This is a genomic window from Alphaproteobacteria bacterium US3C007 (genome assembly GCA_034423775.1).
Taxonomy (GTDB): Bacteria; Pseudomonadota; Alphaproteobacteria; order Rhodobacterales; family Rhodobacteraceae; genus Thalassovivens; species Thalassovivens spotae.
Genome location: CP139918.1, coordinates 3,044,928 through 3,061,392 on the forward strand (window position 1 = coordinate 3,044,928; position 16,465 = coordinate 3,061,392).

At 53.2% G+C, this 16,465-nt stretch carries 15 protein-coding genes and 1 riboswitch; of the genes, 3 read left to right on the forward strand and 12 right to left on the reverse strand.

Annotated elements, in window-relative coordinates:
• Positions 1 to 4 precede the first annotated feature (4 nt).
• Complete coding sequence (locus UM181_14485; protein ID WQC62508.1) at positions 5 to 1,930, forward strand: beta-galactosidase; 1,926 nt, start codon at positions 5 to 7, stop codon at positions 1,928 to 1,930.
• 35 nt (positions 1,931 to 1,965) lie between these two features.
• Complete coding sequence (locus UM181_14490; protein WQC62509.1) at positions 1,966 to 2,937, forward strand: aldose epimerase family protein; 972 nt, start codon at positions 1,966 to 1,968, stop codon at positions 2,935 to 2,937.
• A gap of 3 nt (positions 2,938 to 2,940) precedes the next feature.
• Here UM181_14490 and cobF read toward each other — a convergent pair whose 3' ends face one another.
• The 7 genes from cobF to UM181_14525 form a co-directional block, all read right to left on the reverse strand.
• Positions 2,941 to 3,696: a precorrin-6A synthase (deacetylating) gene (cobF, locus tag UM181_14495; protein ID WQC62510.1), complete on the reverse strand. Its 756-nt coding sequence runs from the start codon at positions 3,694 to 3,696 to the stop codon at positions 2,941 to 2,943.
• A 65-nt stretch (positions 3,697 to 3,761) separates the two neighbouring features.
• Positions 3,762 to 4,436, reverse strand: a complete 675-nt coding sequence (locus tag UM181_14500) for an energy-coupling factor ABC transporter permease (protein ID WQC62511.1) — start codon at positions 4,434 to 4,436, stop codon at positions 3,762 to 3,764.
• A 66-nt stretch (positions 4,437 to 4,502) separates the two neighbouring features.
• Positions 4,503 to 4,723: riboswitch (cobalamin riboswitch) on the reverse strand.
• Positions 4,724 to 4,751: 28 nt separating this feature from the next.
• Positions 4,752 to 5,507 carry a uroporphyrinogen-III C-methyltransferase gene (gene cobA, locus UM181_14505; GenBank protein WQC62512.1) on the reverse strand — a complete coding sequence of 252 codons (756 nt, stop codon included), beginning with the start codon at positions 5,505 to 5,507 and terminating at the stop codon, positions 4,752 to 4,754.
• Positions 5,504 to 6,811 (reverse strand): cobyrinate a,c-diamide synthase, encoded by a 1,308-nt coding sequence (locus UM181_14510; GenBank protein ID WQC64772.1) that lies wholly within the window; start codon positions 6,809 to 6,811, stop codon positions 5,504 to 5,506. Before UM181_14510 ends, cobA begins: the two co-directional genes overlap by 4 nt.
• Positions 6,811 to 7,596, reverse strand: a complete 786-nt coding sequence (cobM, locus tag UM181_14515; protein WQC62513.1) for a precorrin-4 C(11)-methyltransferase — start codon at positions 7,594 to 7,596, stop codon at positions 6,811 to 6,813. The genes UM181_14510 and cobM overlap by 1 nt, the downstream gene beginning before the upstream one ends.
• Complete coding sequence (locus UM181_14520) at positions 7,593 to 7,973, reverse strand: cobalamin biosynthesis protein (protein ID WQC62514.1); 381 nt, start codon at positions 7,971 to 7,973, stop codon at positions 7,593 to 7,595. The genes cobM and UM181_14520 overlap by 4 nt, the downstream gene beginning before the upstream one ends.
• Positions 7,970 to 9,169 (reverse strand): bifunctional cobalt-precorrin-7 (C(5))-methyltransferase/cobalt-precorrin-6B (C(15))-methyltransferase, encoded by a 1,200-nt coding sequence (locus tag UM181_14525; GenBank protein WQC62515.1) that lies wholly within the window; start codon positions 9,167 to 9,169, stop codon positions 7,970 to 7,972. The genes UM181_14520 and UM181_14525 overlap by 4 nt, the downstream gene beginning before the upstream one ends.
• On the opposite strand from UM181_14525, the gene UM181_14530 reads away from it, so the two are divergent.
• A complete protein-coding gene (locus tag UM181_14530) occupies positions 9,168 to 9,908 on the forward strand; it encodes a cobalt-precorrin-6A reductase (protein WQC62516.1) in 741 nt (246 codons plus the stop codon). The genes UM181_14525 and UM181_14530 overlap by 2 nt on opposite strands.
• On the opposite strand, the gene cobJ is transcribed toward UM181_14530, so the two are convergent.
• The 5 genes from cobJ to cobN are packed head-to-tail and all read right to left on the reverse strand — an operon-like array spanning position 9,905 to position 16,458.
• Positions 9,905 to 10,657, reverse strand: coding sequence for a precorrin-3B C(17)-methyltransferase (gene cobJ, locus UM181_14535; protein ID WQC62517.1), 753 nt, complete (start codon positions 10,655 to 10,657; stop codon positions 9,905 to 9,907). The genes UM181_14530 and cobJ overlap by 4 nt on opposite strands.
• Positions 10,654 to 11,382, reverse strand: a complete 729-nt coding sequence (locus UM181_14540) for a precorrin-2 C(20)-methyltransferase (protein ID WQC62518.1) — start codon at positions 11,380 to 11,382, stop codon at positions 10,654 to 10,656. Before UM181_14540 ends, cobJ begins: the two co-directional genes overlap by 4 nt.
• A complete protein-coding gene (locus UM181_14545) occupies positions 11,379 to 12,008 on the reverse strand; it encodes a precorrin-8X methylmutase (GenBank protein WQC62519.1) in 630 nt (209 codons plus the stop codon). Before UM181_14545 ends, UM181_14540 begins: the two co-directional genes overlap by 4 nt.
• A complete protein-coding gene (locus UM181_14550) occupies positions 12,008 to 13,171 on the reverse strand; it encodes a cobalamin biosynthesis protein CobG (protein ID WQC62520.1) in 1,164 nt (387 codons plus the stop codon). Before UM181_14550 ends, UM181_14545 begins: the two co-directional genes overlap by 1 nt.
• The gene (gene cobN / locus UM181_14555; protein WQC62521.1) at positions 13,168 to 16,458 is read right to left on the reverse strand and encodes a cobaltochelatase subunit CobN; all 3,291 of its coding nucleotides are present in this window, start codon (positions 16,456 to 16,458) and stop codon (positions 13,168 to 13,170) included. The genes UM181_14550 and cobN overlap by 4 nt, the downstream gene beginning before the upstream one ends.
• Positions 16,459 to 16,465 lie beyond the last annotated feature (7 nt).

Consider the following 16,465-nt stretch of genomic DNA (forward strand, 5'->3'; position numbering starts at 1 on the left):
CAATATGAAGCGCAGCCTCGGAACGTGTTACTATCCTGAACATTGGCCGCAAAGCCGGTGGCCAATCGATGCAAAAAAAATGGTTGAAACGGGGCTAACCTGGGTGCGCATTGGCGAATTCGCCTGGCACAATCTAGAGCCGCGCGAGGGGTGTTTTGAATTTGACTGGCTCGATGAAGCGATTGCATGTTTAGGGCAGGCGGGGTTGAAAGTTGTGTTGGGCACGCCAACCGCTACGCCGCCCAAATGGGTGGTTCAAAAATATCCGGATATGCTGGCTATAGACGCGCAGGGGCAGCCGCGCAGGTTTGGCTCTCGCAGGCATTATTGTTTCAGCCATTTGGGCTATCGCCTGCAATGCCGCGATATCGTGGGGCGGCTTGCCAAGCGCTATGGCAATAACCCTGTCGTGGCGGCGTGGCAAACCGATAATGAATATGGCTGCCACGATACCACATTGTCTTATTCAAAAAATGCGGAAGACGGATTTCGCAACTGGCTGCGCGCTATTTTCTCAGATGGTTCTAATGCAGGGGATATAGACGCGTTGAACGCGGCTTGGGGCAACGTATTCTGGTCGATGTCTTATGCTGATTTTGATGAGATAGAGCTGCCAAACTTAACGGTTACAGAGCCGAATCCGGCACATTCTTTAGCGTTTAGGCGCTATAGTTCAGAGCAGGTCGTTGCCTTTAATAAAGAACAGGTCGAGATTATACGGCAGCATTCATCAGCGCCTATTTCGCATAATTTTATGGGCCGGATAACCGATTTTGATCATTTCAAAGTCGGCGAGGATCTTGATATAGCGACTTGGGATAGCTATCCGCTTGGGTTTTTGGAAGATCGTGTGGGTGCGTCGGTAGATGAGCAAAAAGCTTTTGCACGACAAGGCCATCCAGATTTTCAAGCCTTTCATCATGATCTATATCGAGCGGTCGGGCAGGGCCGATGGTGGGTAATGGAACAACAGCCCGGGCCGGTGAATTGGGCGCCATATAACCCTGTTCCGTTGCCTGGTATGGTGCGGTTTTGGACATGGGAAGCTTTTGCCCATGGCGCCGAGGCGGTCAGTTTCTTTCGGTGGCGGCAAGTGCCCTTTGCCCAAGAGCAAATGCATGCCGGCCTGTTGCGCCCCGACGGGGAAGCTGCACCGGCCTTAAAAGAAGCCGCGCGAGTGGCAGCAGAGCTGGCGGATGCGCCAGATGTTGCGCATGCATCGGCCGAGCTTGCGATTATTTTTGATTATGATGCAGATGCGGCTTGGAGCATTCAACCGCATGGGGCAACGCTTAGTTATTTCGGCTTGGTTTTCGATCTGTATTGTGCGCTGCGCAAGCTGGGAGTCTCGGTCGATTTGATTTCCAGTAAAGTGCAAAATTTTTCAGATTATAAAATGGTTTGTGCGCCCGGAATGATACATATGCCGTCAGATTTAAAGCAAGCTTTGGCGTCAAACAGCGGAGTAAGTCTGATTGGGCCTCGATCAGCTGCGCGCGATGCACATATGACAATCCCCCAGCCTTTGCCCCCTGATATCCCTCACCTTGATGTGACGGTGAGCGCTGTCGAATCCCTCCGTCCAGATATGCTCATCGCGCTTTCAGGCGCAGGCGCGATCAAAGGCTATAGAGAGCTTTTGGAAGGGCATGCTACGCCCATTCTCTTGAGCAAAGCAGGCGATACAGTGGCGATGGAAGATGGCAATTTGGTTTACCTAGGGTCTTGGTTAGATCAGGACGGTTTTATAGAGTTTTTAGAACCGCTATGTCAAAAAGCAGGAATAAAAACGATTAAAATGCCAGAGGGCGTGCGCCGCCGCGTTATGGGGGCTGAAGAGTTTTGGTTTAATCATAACGCGAGGGCCGTTGAGACCATTCATGGTCAGATAAAGCCTGCTGATTTTCTTCGGCTCAGCCCGTCTGAATGATTAGGGCTTGGGGATCGGATCTGAAGGGCAGGGTGGTGCACCTGATCTCTCTTGTTTCGGATGATTTACGGGCGAATATCTCAACATATGGTGCTGTTTTACAAGATTTGAGGTGTAACGATCTTCCGCATTCTTTGGTTCTGGGCTTTCCCAACCTCCAACCTTACTTAACCAACCCGCCCTATCTCGGGGCCATTGTCGGGCGGTATGCAAACCGGATTGCCAAGGCAAGAATAGACGGCGCGACGGATCATCAGCATTTGGATGCCAATCAAGATGGGTTGCATTGCCTGCACGGCGGATCAGATGGCTCTTCGAGCCGATTATGGGCCATCATCGACTCGGGGTCCGATTTTGTAACATTGGAAGATATTATCCCGGATGGGCATATGGGGTTTGTTGGCACGCTTCGGGTGAACGTGCGGTATCAGTTGGCGCAGTCAAATTTGAAGATCGATATTACCGCCACTTCCGATGCCGCGAGCTTATGCAATTTTACCAATCATAGCTATTTCAATCTCGACGGCCGCCCGCAGATTGATCTGCACCGCTTACAGGTTTTATCGAAGCGTTACCTTCCAGTGGATGAGACTGGCATTCCCAGCCAAGCGCCCACCCCTGTTGCGGGCTCAAAATATGATTTTTCGAATTTTTCAGCGCTGTGCGAAAATGGAACATTTGCTAAAATTGATCACAATTATTGCCTGAATGACCGGCGCCGTCCGATAACCACCGTAGCGCGCTTAAGTACCGATGCGCTTGATATGGAAATGGCAAGCACGGAGCCAGGGGTGCATATTTACACGGGCAGCGGATTGTCTGATTTTTCTGCGAAGGGCCATGCTGGGTACCCTTATCGCGCCTTTGCTGGCATCGCCCTAGAGGCCCAAACCTGGCCTGACGCACCCAATAGACCCGAATATCCAAGCCCCTGGCTTTTGCCCGGCGATGTTTATCACCACGCAACCGTTTATCATTTTGCACGCAGGCAGGCGCGCAGCTCTTAAAAATTACGGAACAGGTCTTAATAGATACGTGTCCATAATCCAGCCATGAGTTTCACGGGCGCGCTGGCGCGTGGTTTTTATCTCTTCGCAACACGAAGAAAGCCGGCCGCTGATTAAAATCTGCTCTGGCATGCCCAAAAATGCACCCCACCATATTTCAAACGCGTCTGGATCCAATCGATCAAACGCGGTTTGACCATCCAGCATTACAACCAAGCTTTCACATTTATCAGGCCAACCGTGATCTGCCAAATTGCGCCCCGTTGTATAGGTGACGGCTGCTCCTAAAGCATTAAGGGGAATGGCATGCGCCGCGGTTAGCAGTTGAACTGATGTCAATCCCGGAACCACAGTGATGCGGATTGCTGCTTTGCGCGGGTTTAACCTTTGGGCAATGCGCAAGCTGCTGTCATAAAGAGAGGGGTCACCCCAGATCATAAGCGCCGCTTTGCCACCATTTGGAAGCGTTCTGTGCAGCGTATCCTGCCAAGTTTTGGCGATCGCGCTGTGCCAATCAACAACCCCCTCTAGATAGGTTTTGGTTTTGGAATCGCGTTTGGGAAGATCAAAATAAACCAAAGGCGGGATTGGCTCGAGACATTTTTCACAAATAGTTTTGCGCAAATCGGCAAGATCAGATTTTTGGGCGCCTTTATGCGGGATTAGAATAACATCAGCGGTTTGAAGTTCGGCAATCGCCTGTCTGGTTAAATGATCTGGATTGCCCATCCCGATGCCGATGAAATACAGATCAATCATTTTGTAGCCCCAATATAAAACGGCCCCATAAAAAAATGAGGCCGCTTTAAGTCTCGTTTCAAAGTTTAAGCAGAATACACGCGCGGCTGCATTAGACCCGACGCTGGAGTATCGCGCATCATTTTTGCCAGCGCCAATACCGCGAGATCAACAACCGGTTCCAAAATAATCACGCTCATATACGCCATGCCGAACAGCCCAACGCTTGCGAAGGTTTCAGCGCCAAACCCCTGGCCGTAAAACACCCAAAAAGCGACCCAGCCAACAACGCCGGCTTGATAACTGGTCGAGAGCATAAGCGCTTGGCGGTAGCTCAAGTCGGCATAGGCCGTATTTGGCGCAATCACCGCTTTTGCAATCACCGATAAGGCGAATAAAGGAACCAACAGCGACGTGAGATTCATAAAATATTGTGGTAAATCAATCGGGGCGAAAAAGAGCCCTTGGATCAGCAATCCAGCGGCCAAGCCAAATGCGGCAGGAGCCACACCAAAAATGAGGAACAATGTCGAGCCCAGAATGAAGTGAACTTCTGATACACCGACAGGAAAATGCGGCAAAATCTCGAAAAAGACGAATGTCGCAATCGTTGCCAAAATAGCACGCGCTGCCAAATTGAAGGCGCCAGACTGGCGCAATGCCTCTAGCGTTAATTTAATACCATAAGTTGCTGCGCCGGCCGCGGTTGCATAGCTCAGGGCAATTTTTACCCCATTCACAAGGCCTGGTTCAATATGCATGTCTTTTCCTTTGTTAAAGATCACTTCCCCGTGATCAACCAATATAAAAGATCCCCCATTGCAGGGATCTGCGTTAACGCATTAGGCCGGTCTCCGGGCTTGCAAAGACCGCCGGTTGTATCGCCTTCTCATGGCTTATTGCCATAATGGCTTATGATACAGCCTCTTTGCCTACCGTTGCGGGGGCAGCGCCAGATTGGCTTAAGCTTGCCGGGGCAAACTTGCGTTGAACTGGCTTCCCGTTTCACCATCGCGTATGCTTTGGCACCTTTTGCTCAGCCAGTTAAGCAGGCTGACCCCTTGGGTCAAGACAAATCACGACAGATCACAACCAACCCCGACATCTTGAAGCGAAGTTTCAGCCAAGGCGCCATACAAAATGAGCCCGGGCGCGCTTGAGATATCCTTTGAGAGTTGCTGCGCCAAGGTGAGCACGGTTGTTCGCTGCAGATATTGCTCAGGTGTGGAAATGCTTTCCGCCAGTAAAGCCGGAGTGGTTTTCGGCAAGCCATTTTGGATCAAGAGTTCAGCTAAAGAAGCAAAGGTGCGCTTTGGCATATAAATCACCGTTGTGGCATTCGGATCGGTAAGGGCGGGGATATTCAGATCGTCTGGCAGCGCGCCCGCAACGTCATGCCCCGTCACAAATTGAATGCGCCTGGCGGTTAAACGTCGACTGAGGGGAATGCCCGCCGCCGCGGCTGCCGCGCTTGCAGCGGTTACCCCTGGCACAATTTCAAACGGAAGATTCGCCGCGCGCAAAGCCTCAATTTCTTCCTCTAATCTGCCAAAAACGCCTGGATCCCCTGATTTAAGACGTACAACTTGATAGCCTTGGCCAGCATAATCGACCAATAAACGACTTACGTGATCCTGCTTAGGCGAACGACGGCCGGCGCGTTTGCCCACCCCAATCAATTCTGTTTTTGCGCCGGCATATTTCAGAATTGGCCCAGAGGATAAATCGTCGAATAAGACAACCTGCGCCGTTTTTAGGCACTCAACGGCTTTCAAGGTTAAAAGCGCGGGGTCGCCAGGGCCAGAGCCAACAAAGCTTACAAATCCGGTCACTTTTGCGCCTCATCAATCAAATGGAAAAAGGTTCCGCTGACATATCCGCGAAAAGAGCCGGTTTCGGCGACTGAATTGCCATCGGCATCGAACACATCAGCCAATGCTGCGTCGGGTTGGTTGAGAATGCTTGAATAATGAAATTCATGACCGCGCAATTTTGTGCCTTTCGCAAAGCCCAAAGCGGGGGCGCATAGATGGGCTTGGCGATAGCCCAAATGAAATTTGCGTTTTTCATAACTGGTTACCAAACCAAGCAACCCTGCCATTTTATGCGAGACACCCTGCTTATCAATCAGGGCTTCTCCTAGCGCCATATAGCCGCCGCATTCGCCATGAACGGGGTTTTGTGCCGCATGCGCCCGCAAACTGTTCCAAAAATTATGTGCCGAAGCCAGCTTGCCCGCGTGCAGCTCTGGATACCCCCCGGGTAAGATGACCAAGTCAGAGGGTGGAACAGGCTCATCAGACAAAGGCGAAAACGGCAGAATGCTTGCACCTGCCGCGCGCCAGCTTTCCAATAGATGCGGATAGGTGAAAGAAAAAGCAGCATCGCGCGCGATGGCAATTTTCTGGGCCGGCGGGGATGCCCAGCGCCCCGGCCGCGCAACAGCGGATCCGGATGCGGCCGCAAACAACGCATCCAGATCCACGTGATCTTTTAAAAATTGCGCATAACCAGCAACCGCGGTTTCCAAATCAGGATGCTCTACGGCCTGAATAAGCCCCAGATGCCGCTCGGGAAGCGCAAGATCACCGCGCCTTGGCAACGATCCAAACACCTCAATTCCCGCTTTTTGCATACCCAATCTTGCCAAACGTTCATGGCGCGGGCTGGCAACCCGGTTTAAGATAACCCCTGCAATATTGAGATCAGGCGCATAGGTTTTAAAGCCCAAAGCGGTTGCCGCAGCGGATTGGGCCTGCCCAGAAACATCGATCACCAACACAACCGGCCAGCCCAATCTTTGGGCCGTTTCGGCGCTGCTTCCATACCCCTCAGCGCCCCGCGTTGCCACACCGTCAAACAACCCCATTGAGCCTTCTGCAATGATCAATTCCGCGCCAGACGCCTGGTGGCTGATCGCATCGATCAGCTCTGCGCTCATAGACCAGCTGTCAATGTTGAACGATGCCCGGCGCGCAGCGGCAAAATGGAAAGCTGGATCGATATAATCGGGGCCACTTTTAAACGGTTGAACGGCAAGGCCGCGATCAGAAAATGCCCGGAGCAACCCCAGCATAACGGTTGTTTTGCCGGTGCCTGAGCTGGGTGCAGAAATTAAAAGACCATTTGGGCGCATCAATCAGCGCTTCCATAAAAAGGCGATTCCGCGCTTTGCGGGCGAAAGCGGCGATCATAATCCTTTGCATAAAGGCTGCTTTCCGCAAAATCCTCGGCGGCCAAAGCTGGCCCAACAAGAATGAGAGCGGTCCGTTTTATATCTTCTGACAGCGTTTCAGCCACGCGGCACAAGGTTGAACGCGTGATTTCCTGATCAGGCCAGCTTGCGCGATAGACGATCGCCACCGGGCAATGCTCGCCGTAAAAAGGTGTGAGCTCTGTCACCACTTTAGTAAGCTGGTGGATTGATAAATGTATCGCCAAAGTGGCCCCACTGCGCGCAAAGTTTTCCAAACTCTCCCCTGAGGGCATGGTTGATGCGCGGCCCGAAGTGCGGGTCAGTACCACTGACTGACTAATCTCAGGCAATGTTAATTCGGCTTCTAAAGCCGCGGCAGCAGCGGCGAAGGATGGAACACCAGGGGTGATTGTAAAGGGAATATCGGCTGCTTTTAAACGGCGGATTTGTTCGCCCATAGCAGACCAAATCGATAAATCGCCCGAATGCAGGCGCGCCACATCAAGCCCAGCATCCTCAGCACGCTGGCATTCGGCGATAATCGCATCAAGATCCATTGGTGCTGTGTTCACAATCCGCGCTGTGCTGGCGCAATGCGCTAATATTTCGGCGGGCACCAACGAGCCCGCGTAAAGGCAGACCGGTGAATTGGCGATCAAATCGCGTCCGCGGAGCGTTAAAAGATCTGCCGCTCCCGGACCGGCGCCAATAAAGTGCACTGTCATTTAAAAGATCCTTTCGCAAAGGCGCATGTTGCCATTTTATCATTTGATACCAAGCGCCTGAAGGTTAATGATGATCCATCTCCTGCGGCGGCCAACGCGGCGGCTTCGGCGATGCTACCCAGGCCATAAGCGGCTTGTGCGGCGGGTGATTGCGTTGGCGTTATTTGCCGCTGTAGATTTTCCAAAGACACAGGAATGAGTGTGACCTTTTTTGCCGCTGCAAATTCTTGCAATGCAGGATTTAAAGCTTTTGTATCAAGCGTGGCAAGCGCCTTTATTGGGCCCGGCAATTCCGTCAGGTTAAAAACCTGACGGAACAGGTTTTCAAAGCTTTTCGTAGTTACGGCTTTGCGAAACCCAAGGCCAACAAAGATCATAACGTGCAGCTCCATTGCAAGATTGGAAAGTTGGCTTTCCATCCGCGTTTTGAACCAAGCGGGGCCATATGGGACAGTTCGATCCGCAGAAGCTCACCCCCTTTTTCTGACTGCCAGTTTATCAGTAAGGCTTCTGCCTCTAAGGTTACGCCATTGCACACCAGACGCGTATCCGCAGGCAATATATGCCACAGCGTATGTAACAAGGCATCGCTGATACCGCCGCCAATAAAAACCGCATTGGGAAGCGGTAAATCATGGAGTGTTTCTGGCGCTTGTGCTTGTATTACGTGCAACCGGTCTAGCCCCAATTCTTGCGCATTCTTTTTAATGCGGCTCACGCGGTCGGGGTTTTGTTCAATACAAAAGGCTGTCAGCGTTGTATCACTGGCCAGCCATTCCAAAGAAATGGAGCCGGACCCACCGCCGAGATCCCACAGCACATCGCCGGGTTTTGGGCAAAGCGCAGACAGCGTTAAGGCGCGTATCGGGCGTTTGGTGATTTGGCCATCATGGGAAAAGACGCTATCTGGCCATCCATTTGCCAATGGAAGCGCCGGCCCATCGCTTGGCGTGATCGCCAGCAGAGCAGGGTGTTCAATTTTTTCAAGGTTAAAGCGATCTGCGCGGGTCGAGCGGATTTTTTGATGCGGTCCACCCAGGCGCTCAAGCACAGTTAGCTCGGATCTATCAAACCCAACAGCGCAAAGATATTGCGCAACCGTTTGGGCCATCGCCCCATCTTTAAGCGTGATCAGAAGGCGCTTATTAACCCCCAAATGCGGGCGTAAACGTTCAAGGGGCGCTGCGTGCAACCCCATGCAATGCGTGGTTTCAAGCGGCCAGCCCAAGGCTGCGGCCGCCAATGAAAATGAAGACAGGCCGGGCAGGGCGCGCCATTCCTCGGGCTGTAAATGTTGCGTGATACTTGTGCCTGCGCCAAACCAAAAGGGATGGCCCGACGCCAAAAGCACAACCTTTTTGCCCCGCAAAGCCAAGAAAGGTGCTAGCCCCGCGGCGAAGGGCACCGGCCAGCAGAAACGCATAGCGTTATAGTCTGGCGGTAAAAGGTCTAAATGCCGAGTGGCACCAGCGATAATCTCTGCGTCTTGCAAAATTTTTGCACTTGTGGCGGTTAGCCCATCTGGACCATCTTCGCCCCAACCGAGTATGGTGAGCCAAGGAGCGTTATCCATGACCGTAAACCTTTTGATTTTGGCCGGTACGATTGAGGCCAGTCAGCTCGCGCAAGCCGTAGCAACCAAAGGGTATCGCGCGTGCCTGTCTTACGCTGGGCGCGTTGAGCGGCCCAAAGCCCAACCAATTGAAAAGCGGATTGGTGGGTTTGGCGGCGTCCAAGGCTTGTTCGCCTATCTTCGGGAAGAACAGATTACGCATGTGATCGATGCCACACATCCTTTTGCGACGCAGATGAGCGAAAACGCTGTGCTTGCTTGCGCCAAAGCAGGGGTTCCCCTGCTGGCTTTGACGCGCCCTCCTTGGCGCCCCGAAACAACTGACCGCTGGCATAGCGTGCCCGATATTTCGGCGGCCGCGTCCGCCTTGCCCGCTCAGAAGCAGAATATTATGCTTGCCATTGGGCGGATGCATCTTGATCTGTTTGCCGCGCAATCGCAGCATCACTATGTGTTGCGACTTGTCGACCCGCCCGCGCAGACTTTGGCGCTGCCAGATAGCACGATTATTGTATCTCGTGGACCCTTTAGCAAAGAACAGGATATTGCGTTGATGCGCGAGCATGAGGTTGAGATGGTTGTTTCTAAAAATGCGGGTGGGCGCGGCGCCTATGCTAAAATTGAAGCGGCGCGGCAGCTTTTCTTGCCGGTAATTATGATTGAACGCCCAATTTTGTCGCTCCCCCGCGATGAGGCGTTCTTGGTCACCGAAGCGATGGATTGGATTGCGGGGCATTAGCGCATGCTCCGGGGCGTATAGACAATCGGCGCGGCGTTTTCTCGCGGGATCAAACGCGTCTGGCGCGAACCGACCAAAACCATCGTTCGCATATCGGCCATATCGGGCGTAGTGTCGCTAAGCGCAACGGTGAGCAGGCTTTCCTCTGGCGTGCTAACCGCCCGCGCAAACATGATCAACCGCTCCTTTTCACAAGCGCTCTTAAGCAAATCCAATGCTTTTTCAAACCCTTCAGGGCGCGCTTTTGACCGCGGATTGTAAAAGGCCATGGCGAAATCCGCCTCCACCGCTAACCGCAAACGCGTTTCGATGATTGACCACGGCTTTAGGTTGTCACTCAGGTTTATGACGCAGAAATCATGTCCCAAAGGCGCCCCCAGCCGCGCAGCGGCCGCCAGCATTGCGGTGATTCCAGGCAATACGGATATGTCCAGCTCACGCCAGCTTAAAGGTCCGGTTTCAACGGCCTCAAACACCGCAGAGGCCATTGCAAACACGCCCGGATCGCCAGACGAGACAACCACGACATGCCTGCCTTCGCCGGCCAATTCAAGCGCTTGCTTTGCGCGTTGTAATTCCACGCGATTATCGGATCCATGAATGGTTAATCCGGACCGCTCGATCACGCGGGCAACATAGGGGTAATAGCCGATTGCATCCGTGGCGGTTTCCAATGCGTCTTTGACATCGGGGGTGATCAGGCCGGCGCTGCCAGGGCCCAATCCGATAATTTTCAATGTTCCACTCATGGCCGCCGTCCCTGACCATGGACCACAATAATCGAAAAATAAGGGGTAATTCTGCCCTCGCATTCAGAAAGTTTATAAACGGTTTGCTGGGGCATCGTGGCGAATTCGACCAACCACGCCTTTTGGTAGAGGTCGCTCGCTTTCAGGGCTTGGCGAATTTTTTCGATATTACGACCGATCTTCATTATGACCAAAGCATCGCTATTGGCCATGCGCTTTTGCAACTCGTCCAGTGATAAAGTGCCCAATAAAACGGTTAAAACATCATCACCCCAGGTGATCGGCGCTCCGCTGGCCGTCCAAGCGCCCGACATTCCTGTGATGGCTGGTATAACCGCGACAGGGTGCGTGTCTTTCAGCCGAGTGTATAAATGCATGAAGGATCCATAGAAAAAGGGATCTCCTTCGCAGAGGATTGCAACCTCGTGCCCTTGCTCGGATAATGAGGCTATTTTCGATGTGCAATCTTCATAAAACTGGGACAGAAGCGCATTGTATTGTGGATCTGTTACAGAGATTTCTGTGGTCACGGGATATTCCATCGGCAACTCAATCGCGCCCATCGGCAATAGCCCCTCAACGATCGTTCTTGCGTGTCCTTTGCGCCCGGCTTTTCGAAAAAACGCAACGTTTTTTATGCGCCGCACCAATCTATCGGCTTTGACACTCATTAAATCCGGATCGCCGGGGCCAAGCCCGATCCCGTAGATCGTTGCTCTGCTCATTCTTTACGGCTCGCGATTGCGTTCACAGCGGCAACGGTGATGGCGCTTCCCCCCAAGCGGCCCTCTACAATCGAACAGGGCGCGGGTTGCGCTTGCCATAGGGCGTCCTTACTCTCCACCGCTCCTACAAAGCCTACAGGGCACCCGATAATTGCCGCAGGGCGCGGGCAAGTGGGATCTTCGAGCATATTCAAAAGGTGAAATAACGCAGTTGGCGCGTTGCCAATTGCCACCACTGATCCGGCCAATCGGGGGCGCCAAAATTCTAAAGCGGCCGCGGATCGGGTGGTGTTCATATCGGCCGCTAATTCGTAAATATTTGGATCATGCAGCGTGCATATGATTTCGTTTGCATCAGGCAAACGGGCGCGGGTGATCCCCTCAGAGACCATGCGCGCATCGCAAAAAATAGGCGCACCCGCGTTTAATGCGGCGCGCGCCTTGGTAACAAAACCATTCGAAAATTTGATATATTTTGCCAGATCGACCAAACCGGCGGCATGGATCATGCGCACAGCCACTTGTTCTTCCAAAGCATTAAAATTCGTTAAGTCTGATTCAGCGCGGATCATCCGAAAAGATTGTTCGTAAATCGCAGCGCCGTTAGTTTCATATTCATAGGGCATTAAAAGCCATCCAAGTTTTGTAAAATAATATCTGGGTCTAAGCCCGTTATGATTGGCTTATCCCATGCATGGCCCTTTACAATCACGTCAAAGCCACAGTTTTGAGCCACGAAGGTTAGATCTGCCTTTTGGGGTTTTGCGCAACCTTTTGCGCATCCTGAAATATGCAGGTCTTTCGAATTTAACGCAGGATTGGCGCCAAGACGCGGTGCCATCCGCGCCGCAAAACCGCGCGTGTTCCCTTTGGCGCTCTGACAGGCTGGTGCGCCAGGGCAAACCTGAATACGCCGCTTAGGGTCCTGCTCATCGCTAATGAAACCAGGCGGTATTGTTAGGTTTGACGCCCGTTCTAATAAAAGCCCGCGCCAGGGTGTTAAGCGCAAAAATGCACAGTCAGATTGTATCAACAGCTCTGTAAAATCTTGCGATGTAGTTTGCCCAAAAGCAGGTGCTAAATGAAAGCCAAGCGCCGTTTTCCCAAGCGGAAGGGCCGCGAAAGACAGCTGTCTTTTATAAGCATATTCATCTTGTGCGCTTTGCAGCGGCGATGGTAGATTCCGCATCCGAGTATTGGGGTTACCGCCACGGACAGCCTGTGAAAACATATGGGCCAAGGCAATCAGGGCAGATATCGCGGTGTCTTGTGAAACGCTATGACCAAAATCGGCGCCATCTTCGATCAATAAAAGGCGGCCATCTTTTGATGTTTCAAGGCGTATATCTGCCGAACAGCCCTGCAAAACTGGCCGCCGCCCCGTATCCATCGCAAAGCCAAATTTTGCGGGCAGCTCTGGCAGCTCATCAAGGCGGTCATAAAGCGCCTGCGTTAACCGGTAGGTTAAATCGTTTTCTTGCCATTCTGGGCTTAGCAACACGCCGCGCAAAGCCTCATGTGACGCGGTTTGGGAAACCAGCGATAAAGATTGCAACGCCGACAACGCCTTGGTGAATGAAGCCGGGGTTAAACCGCGTATTTGCACTGCGGCGCGGCTGGTAAAATCTATTAACCCATTTCCAAATTGTTCGGCGATTCCGCAGAGGCCCAACGCTTGTTCAAGGCTTAAACGATTGAATTGCGGACGCACGCGCAGCAGCATGCCATCACCCGACATCATGGGGTGAAACGCTGTGGGGCACCAGCCTTGGGCCTCAGGTCTGCTCATTGCGCGGCCTCAAGAGAGGCGCGGATCGAATTGCGCCGCGTGACCCAAAGCCCGGCTTTATCCAAGGCTTCAAAGCGTTTTTTCAAAGCCGCGAATGCCTCGGGGTTGGCGTCTTCCATAAAGGTGGAAATATCCGAATTTCCCAAAGTGGCATCGAAAAACATATCGAATAAATGCGGCCCCACCACATTTGCCAAATGCGCGAAACTGCCCATGTGATCTAATGTTGCAGCGATTTCCGCAGCCCCGCGATAACCATGTCGGCGCATGCCAGCAACCCAATCTGAATTGCTTGCCCGGGCATGAACAACGCGGGCGATTTCTTCGGAAAGACTGCGCGCGCGCACCGCTTCCGGGTTGGTATTGTCCACATGGTAAAGCGCGGCCGATCCACCCGTTACCCCTTGCGCTGCGGCAAAACCGGCTTCGTGAAAGGCGTAATCGGCCGCCAGCAGGAGATCCGTTTCGGGCAGATCTTGAATATGAACAAATCCATCTGCTTTTGCGACTTGTTCTTTAATCGCATCGGGTCTGTATGTGCTGTCTGGACCGTTCAGCGCATAGGCGCTTGCGGCCAGCCAAGCTTTGCCCGCCGCTTCGCGCGCCTCATCTGTATAGGTGTCGCCAAAGGCGCCCATCGCCAAGCCGTAATCTCCCGGTGCCGGGCCAAACACGCGCGACAGCTCCTGCTTGGTGACATATGGGTTCCAATCCGGGCTTTCACTGCGCGCCCGTAAGCTTTGAACGGCTTGTGAAAACAACGCAGATAAGGTTGGAAAAATATCGCGAAACAGGCCCGAGACGCGCAATGTCACATCAATGCGGGGCCTTTCAAGCTCTGCAATTGGGGTGATTTCGATACCGCTGACACGTTCCGAGCCCGGATCCCATTCGGGCTTTACGCCGATCAGCGCAAGCGCCATGGCAAATTCTTCACCCGCCGTGCGCATGGTGGCTGAGCCCCAGAGATCAACGATTAGGTTTTTCGGATAATCACCATGGTCTTGTAAATGCCGGCGCATCAATTCTTCGGCCAAGACCAAACCCTGCGCGTAGGCCGATCGGGTTGGAACCACGCGTGGATCCGTTGTGAACAGGTTTCGCCCCGTTGGCAAAACATCTTTTCGGCCCCGATACGGCGATCCGGATGGACCGGCGGCCACCCGCTTGCCGTTGAGCGCAGTGAGAAGCGCCGCGCTTTCGGCTTTGATCGAGGGGTGGCTGTCAAATTCTGCGGCAATTTCGGGTGCGCGCCCAAAAATATGCAACCCATCACCAAACTGGCTTTCTTTAATGTCGCACACAAAGCGGTCGATGCAGCTGATCGCTTCTGCGTTTGAACTTGCCGCGTCAAGCCCCAGATCTTGCTCAACACCAAGCTGCTTTGCTTCGGCGCGTATGTCATCCTGCAGTCGGGTGCGGCGGCGCGGATCCAACCCATCAGCGTTTGAAAACTCATCAAGAAGGTTTTCTAGAAAGGCCAGCCGGTCGGGCGTTGCGCTGGCTTTCATAGCCGGCGGTATATGCCCCAGCGTGATCGCGCAAATCCGGCGCTTGGCCTGAGCCGCTTCGCCTGGATCATTAACAATAAAGGGATATATTACTGGCAGATCCTTAATCAGCGCTTCTGGCCAACAAACCTCTGATAAAGCAACCGATTTTCCAGGCAGCCATTCGAGCGTTCCATGCGCGCCAATATGGATTAAAGCGCTGGCGGCCTCAACGGTTCTAAGCCAAAGATAAAACGCCACGTAGCTGTGGCGCGGCGTACGGCTGGTATCATGATATTCAGATTCGCGCGCTTGAAGACTGCCGCGTTCTGGTTGCAGGGCGATAAGCGCCTTGCCGCGCCGTGTTGCCGCGAATTCGAGCGCTCCGTTGCGCGCCTGCGGATCGGTTTCTGGATCTCCCCATGCGTGAAACAGCTCGGTTTGAAGGCATTCGGGCAAATCCTTTAACGCGGTTTTATAGGCGCTGAGGGGCCATTTTATCCGTTGGTTTTGAAGATCCTTGTGAAGCGGGCCATCTGGTACAACATCATATTCTCTGGTTTGTAGATCGCTCAGAATGGCTTCTGCTGAAGCCAACGCATCAAGGCCGACCGCATGTGCCATTTGCCAAGGTTTGCCAGGGTAAGTTGACAACACCAATACTGGGCGCTTTTGCGCATTCTCAACGCGCGAGAGATCGACATGCGCGCGGATGCGATCGGCGATTGCTGCGATCCGGGGCGCGTCGGCTTTATGGATAAAGCGTGAGAACTGAAGTTGTGGATCCCGCGCTGCGGGGTCTTTAAACGAACCAACCCCCACAAATAGACGGCCATCGACCTCGGGCAAAACAACATGCATCGCAAGCTCGGCGGGCGAAAGGCCGCGCTCAGTATCCGCCCAAGCCGCACGCGTTGAGGTTGCCAAAGCCATTTGAAACACCGGAACCTCAGCGATATCCAGTGGCGAAGCGCCATCAGGGCCTTTTCCTGAAAATGCCGTTGCATTCAAAATCGCAACCGGCGCGATCAAACGCATTTGACGTTGCAACCACGCCGCTGATTCAGGCTCTTTCAACGAGGGAACAAACACCCCAAACACATCAAACCCGCGGGCTTCAAGCGCTTGGGCAGCAGCCTCGATCGGCGCCAAATCAGCCGCCGTGAGATAAGACAGGTAAAAACTTATCACAACCGCCGGTTTGGGTATTACGCGCAGCGCAAACGCGGCAGGGCAGGACAGGCGATTTTGCAGCGACCAACCGCCTACGCGCGGCGGATTCTTTTGGCCTATTTTCGGGCGCGCAAATAACCCTGCAGATAAGGCCAATTGTGCCAAAGCTGCGCTTGCAGCATCGGGGCCACCTGCGTCACAAAGCTGGCGCAACCTGCGCAATGTTGACACGGGCAGGGTGGAGATATCATCCAGCTGGCTATCGGCCCGCCCATCAGCGGCCAATACAGCCAAAGCGATCCCGTTTTCTTCAGCAACCGCGCGAAGTTGTTGCAGACCATAAGACCAATAAGGCATTCCCCCAATCAGCCGCACCAATACAGCTTTTGCGTCACGGAGCGTTTGCTCAATGTAGGTATCAACTGAAAGCGGGTGTTGCAGCGCAGCCAAATTTGCCAAACGAAGGCTTGGCAGATCCTCTTTCGCGTTATGCCATCCAACCGAGAAGGCCCCAAGATCACTGTCGGAAAAGGACAAAACCACCATATCTGCAGGCGTTTGCTGCAGATCAACCGGCTGAGCGGTCTCTTCCAAACCATGACTCTCGCGAAAGATCACATGCATCTTTGAT

Excerpts from the sequence above, each read along its gene's own strand:
- UM181_14525 (WQC62515.1), bottom strand. The coding sequence starts at position 9,169 with ATGGATAACGCTCCTTGGCTCACCATACTCGGTTGGGGCGAAGATGGT.
- cobN (WQC62521.1), bottom strand. The coding sequence starts at position 16,458 with ATGCATGTGATCTTTCGCGAGAGTCATGGTTTGGAAGAGACCGCTCAG.
- UM181_14500 (WQC62511.1), bottom strand. The coding sequence starts at position 4,436 with ATGCATATTGAACCAGGCCTTGTGAATGGGGTAAAAATTGCCCTGAGC.
- cobF (WQC62510.1), bottom strand. The coding sequence starts at position 3,696 with ATGATTGATCTGTATTTCATCGGCATCGGGATGGGCAATCCAGATCAT.
- UM181_14530 (WQC62516.1), top strand. The coding sequence starts at position 9,168 with ATGACCGTAAACCTTTTGATTTTGGCCGGTACGATTGAGGCCAGTCAG.
- cobJ (WQC62517.1), bottom strand. The coding sequence starts at position 10,657 with ATGAGTGGAACATTGAAAATTATCGGATTGGGCCCTGGCAGCGCCGGC.
- UM181_14545 (WQC62519.1), bottom strand. The coding sequence starts at position 12,008 with ATGCCCTATGAATATGAAACTAACGGCGCTGCGATTTACGAACAATCT.
- UM181_14485 (WQC62508.1), top strand. The coding sequence starts at position 5 with ATGAAGCGCAGCCTCGGAACGTGTTACTATCCTGAACATTGGCCGCAA.
- UM181_14550 (WQC62520.1), bottom strand. The coding sequence starts at position 13,171 with ATGAGCAGACCTGAGGCCCAAGGCTGGTGCCCCACAGCGTTTCACCCC.
- UM181_14520 (WQC62514.1), bottom strand. The coding sequence starts at position 7,973 with ATGATCTTTGTTGGCCTTGGGTTTCGCAAAGCCGTAACTACGAAAAGC.
- cobM (WQC62513.1), bottom strand. The coding sequence starts at position 7,596 with ATGACAGTGCACTTTATTGGCGCCGGTCCGGGAGCGGCAGATCTTTTA.
- UM181_14510 (WQC64772.1), bottom strand. The coding sequence starts at position 6,811 with ATGCGCCCAAATGGTCTTTTAATTTCTGCACCCAGCTCAGGCACCGGC.
- UM181_14540 (WQC62518.1), bottom strand. The coding sequence starts at position 11,382 with ATGAGCAGAGCAACGATCTACGGGATCGGGCTTGGCCCCGGCGATCCG.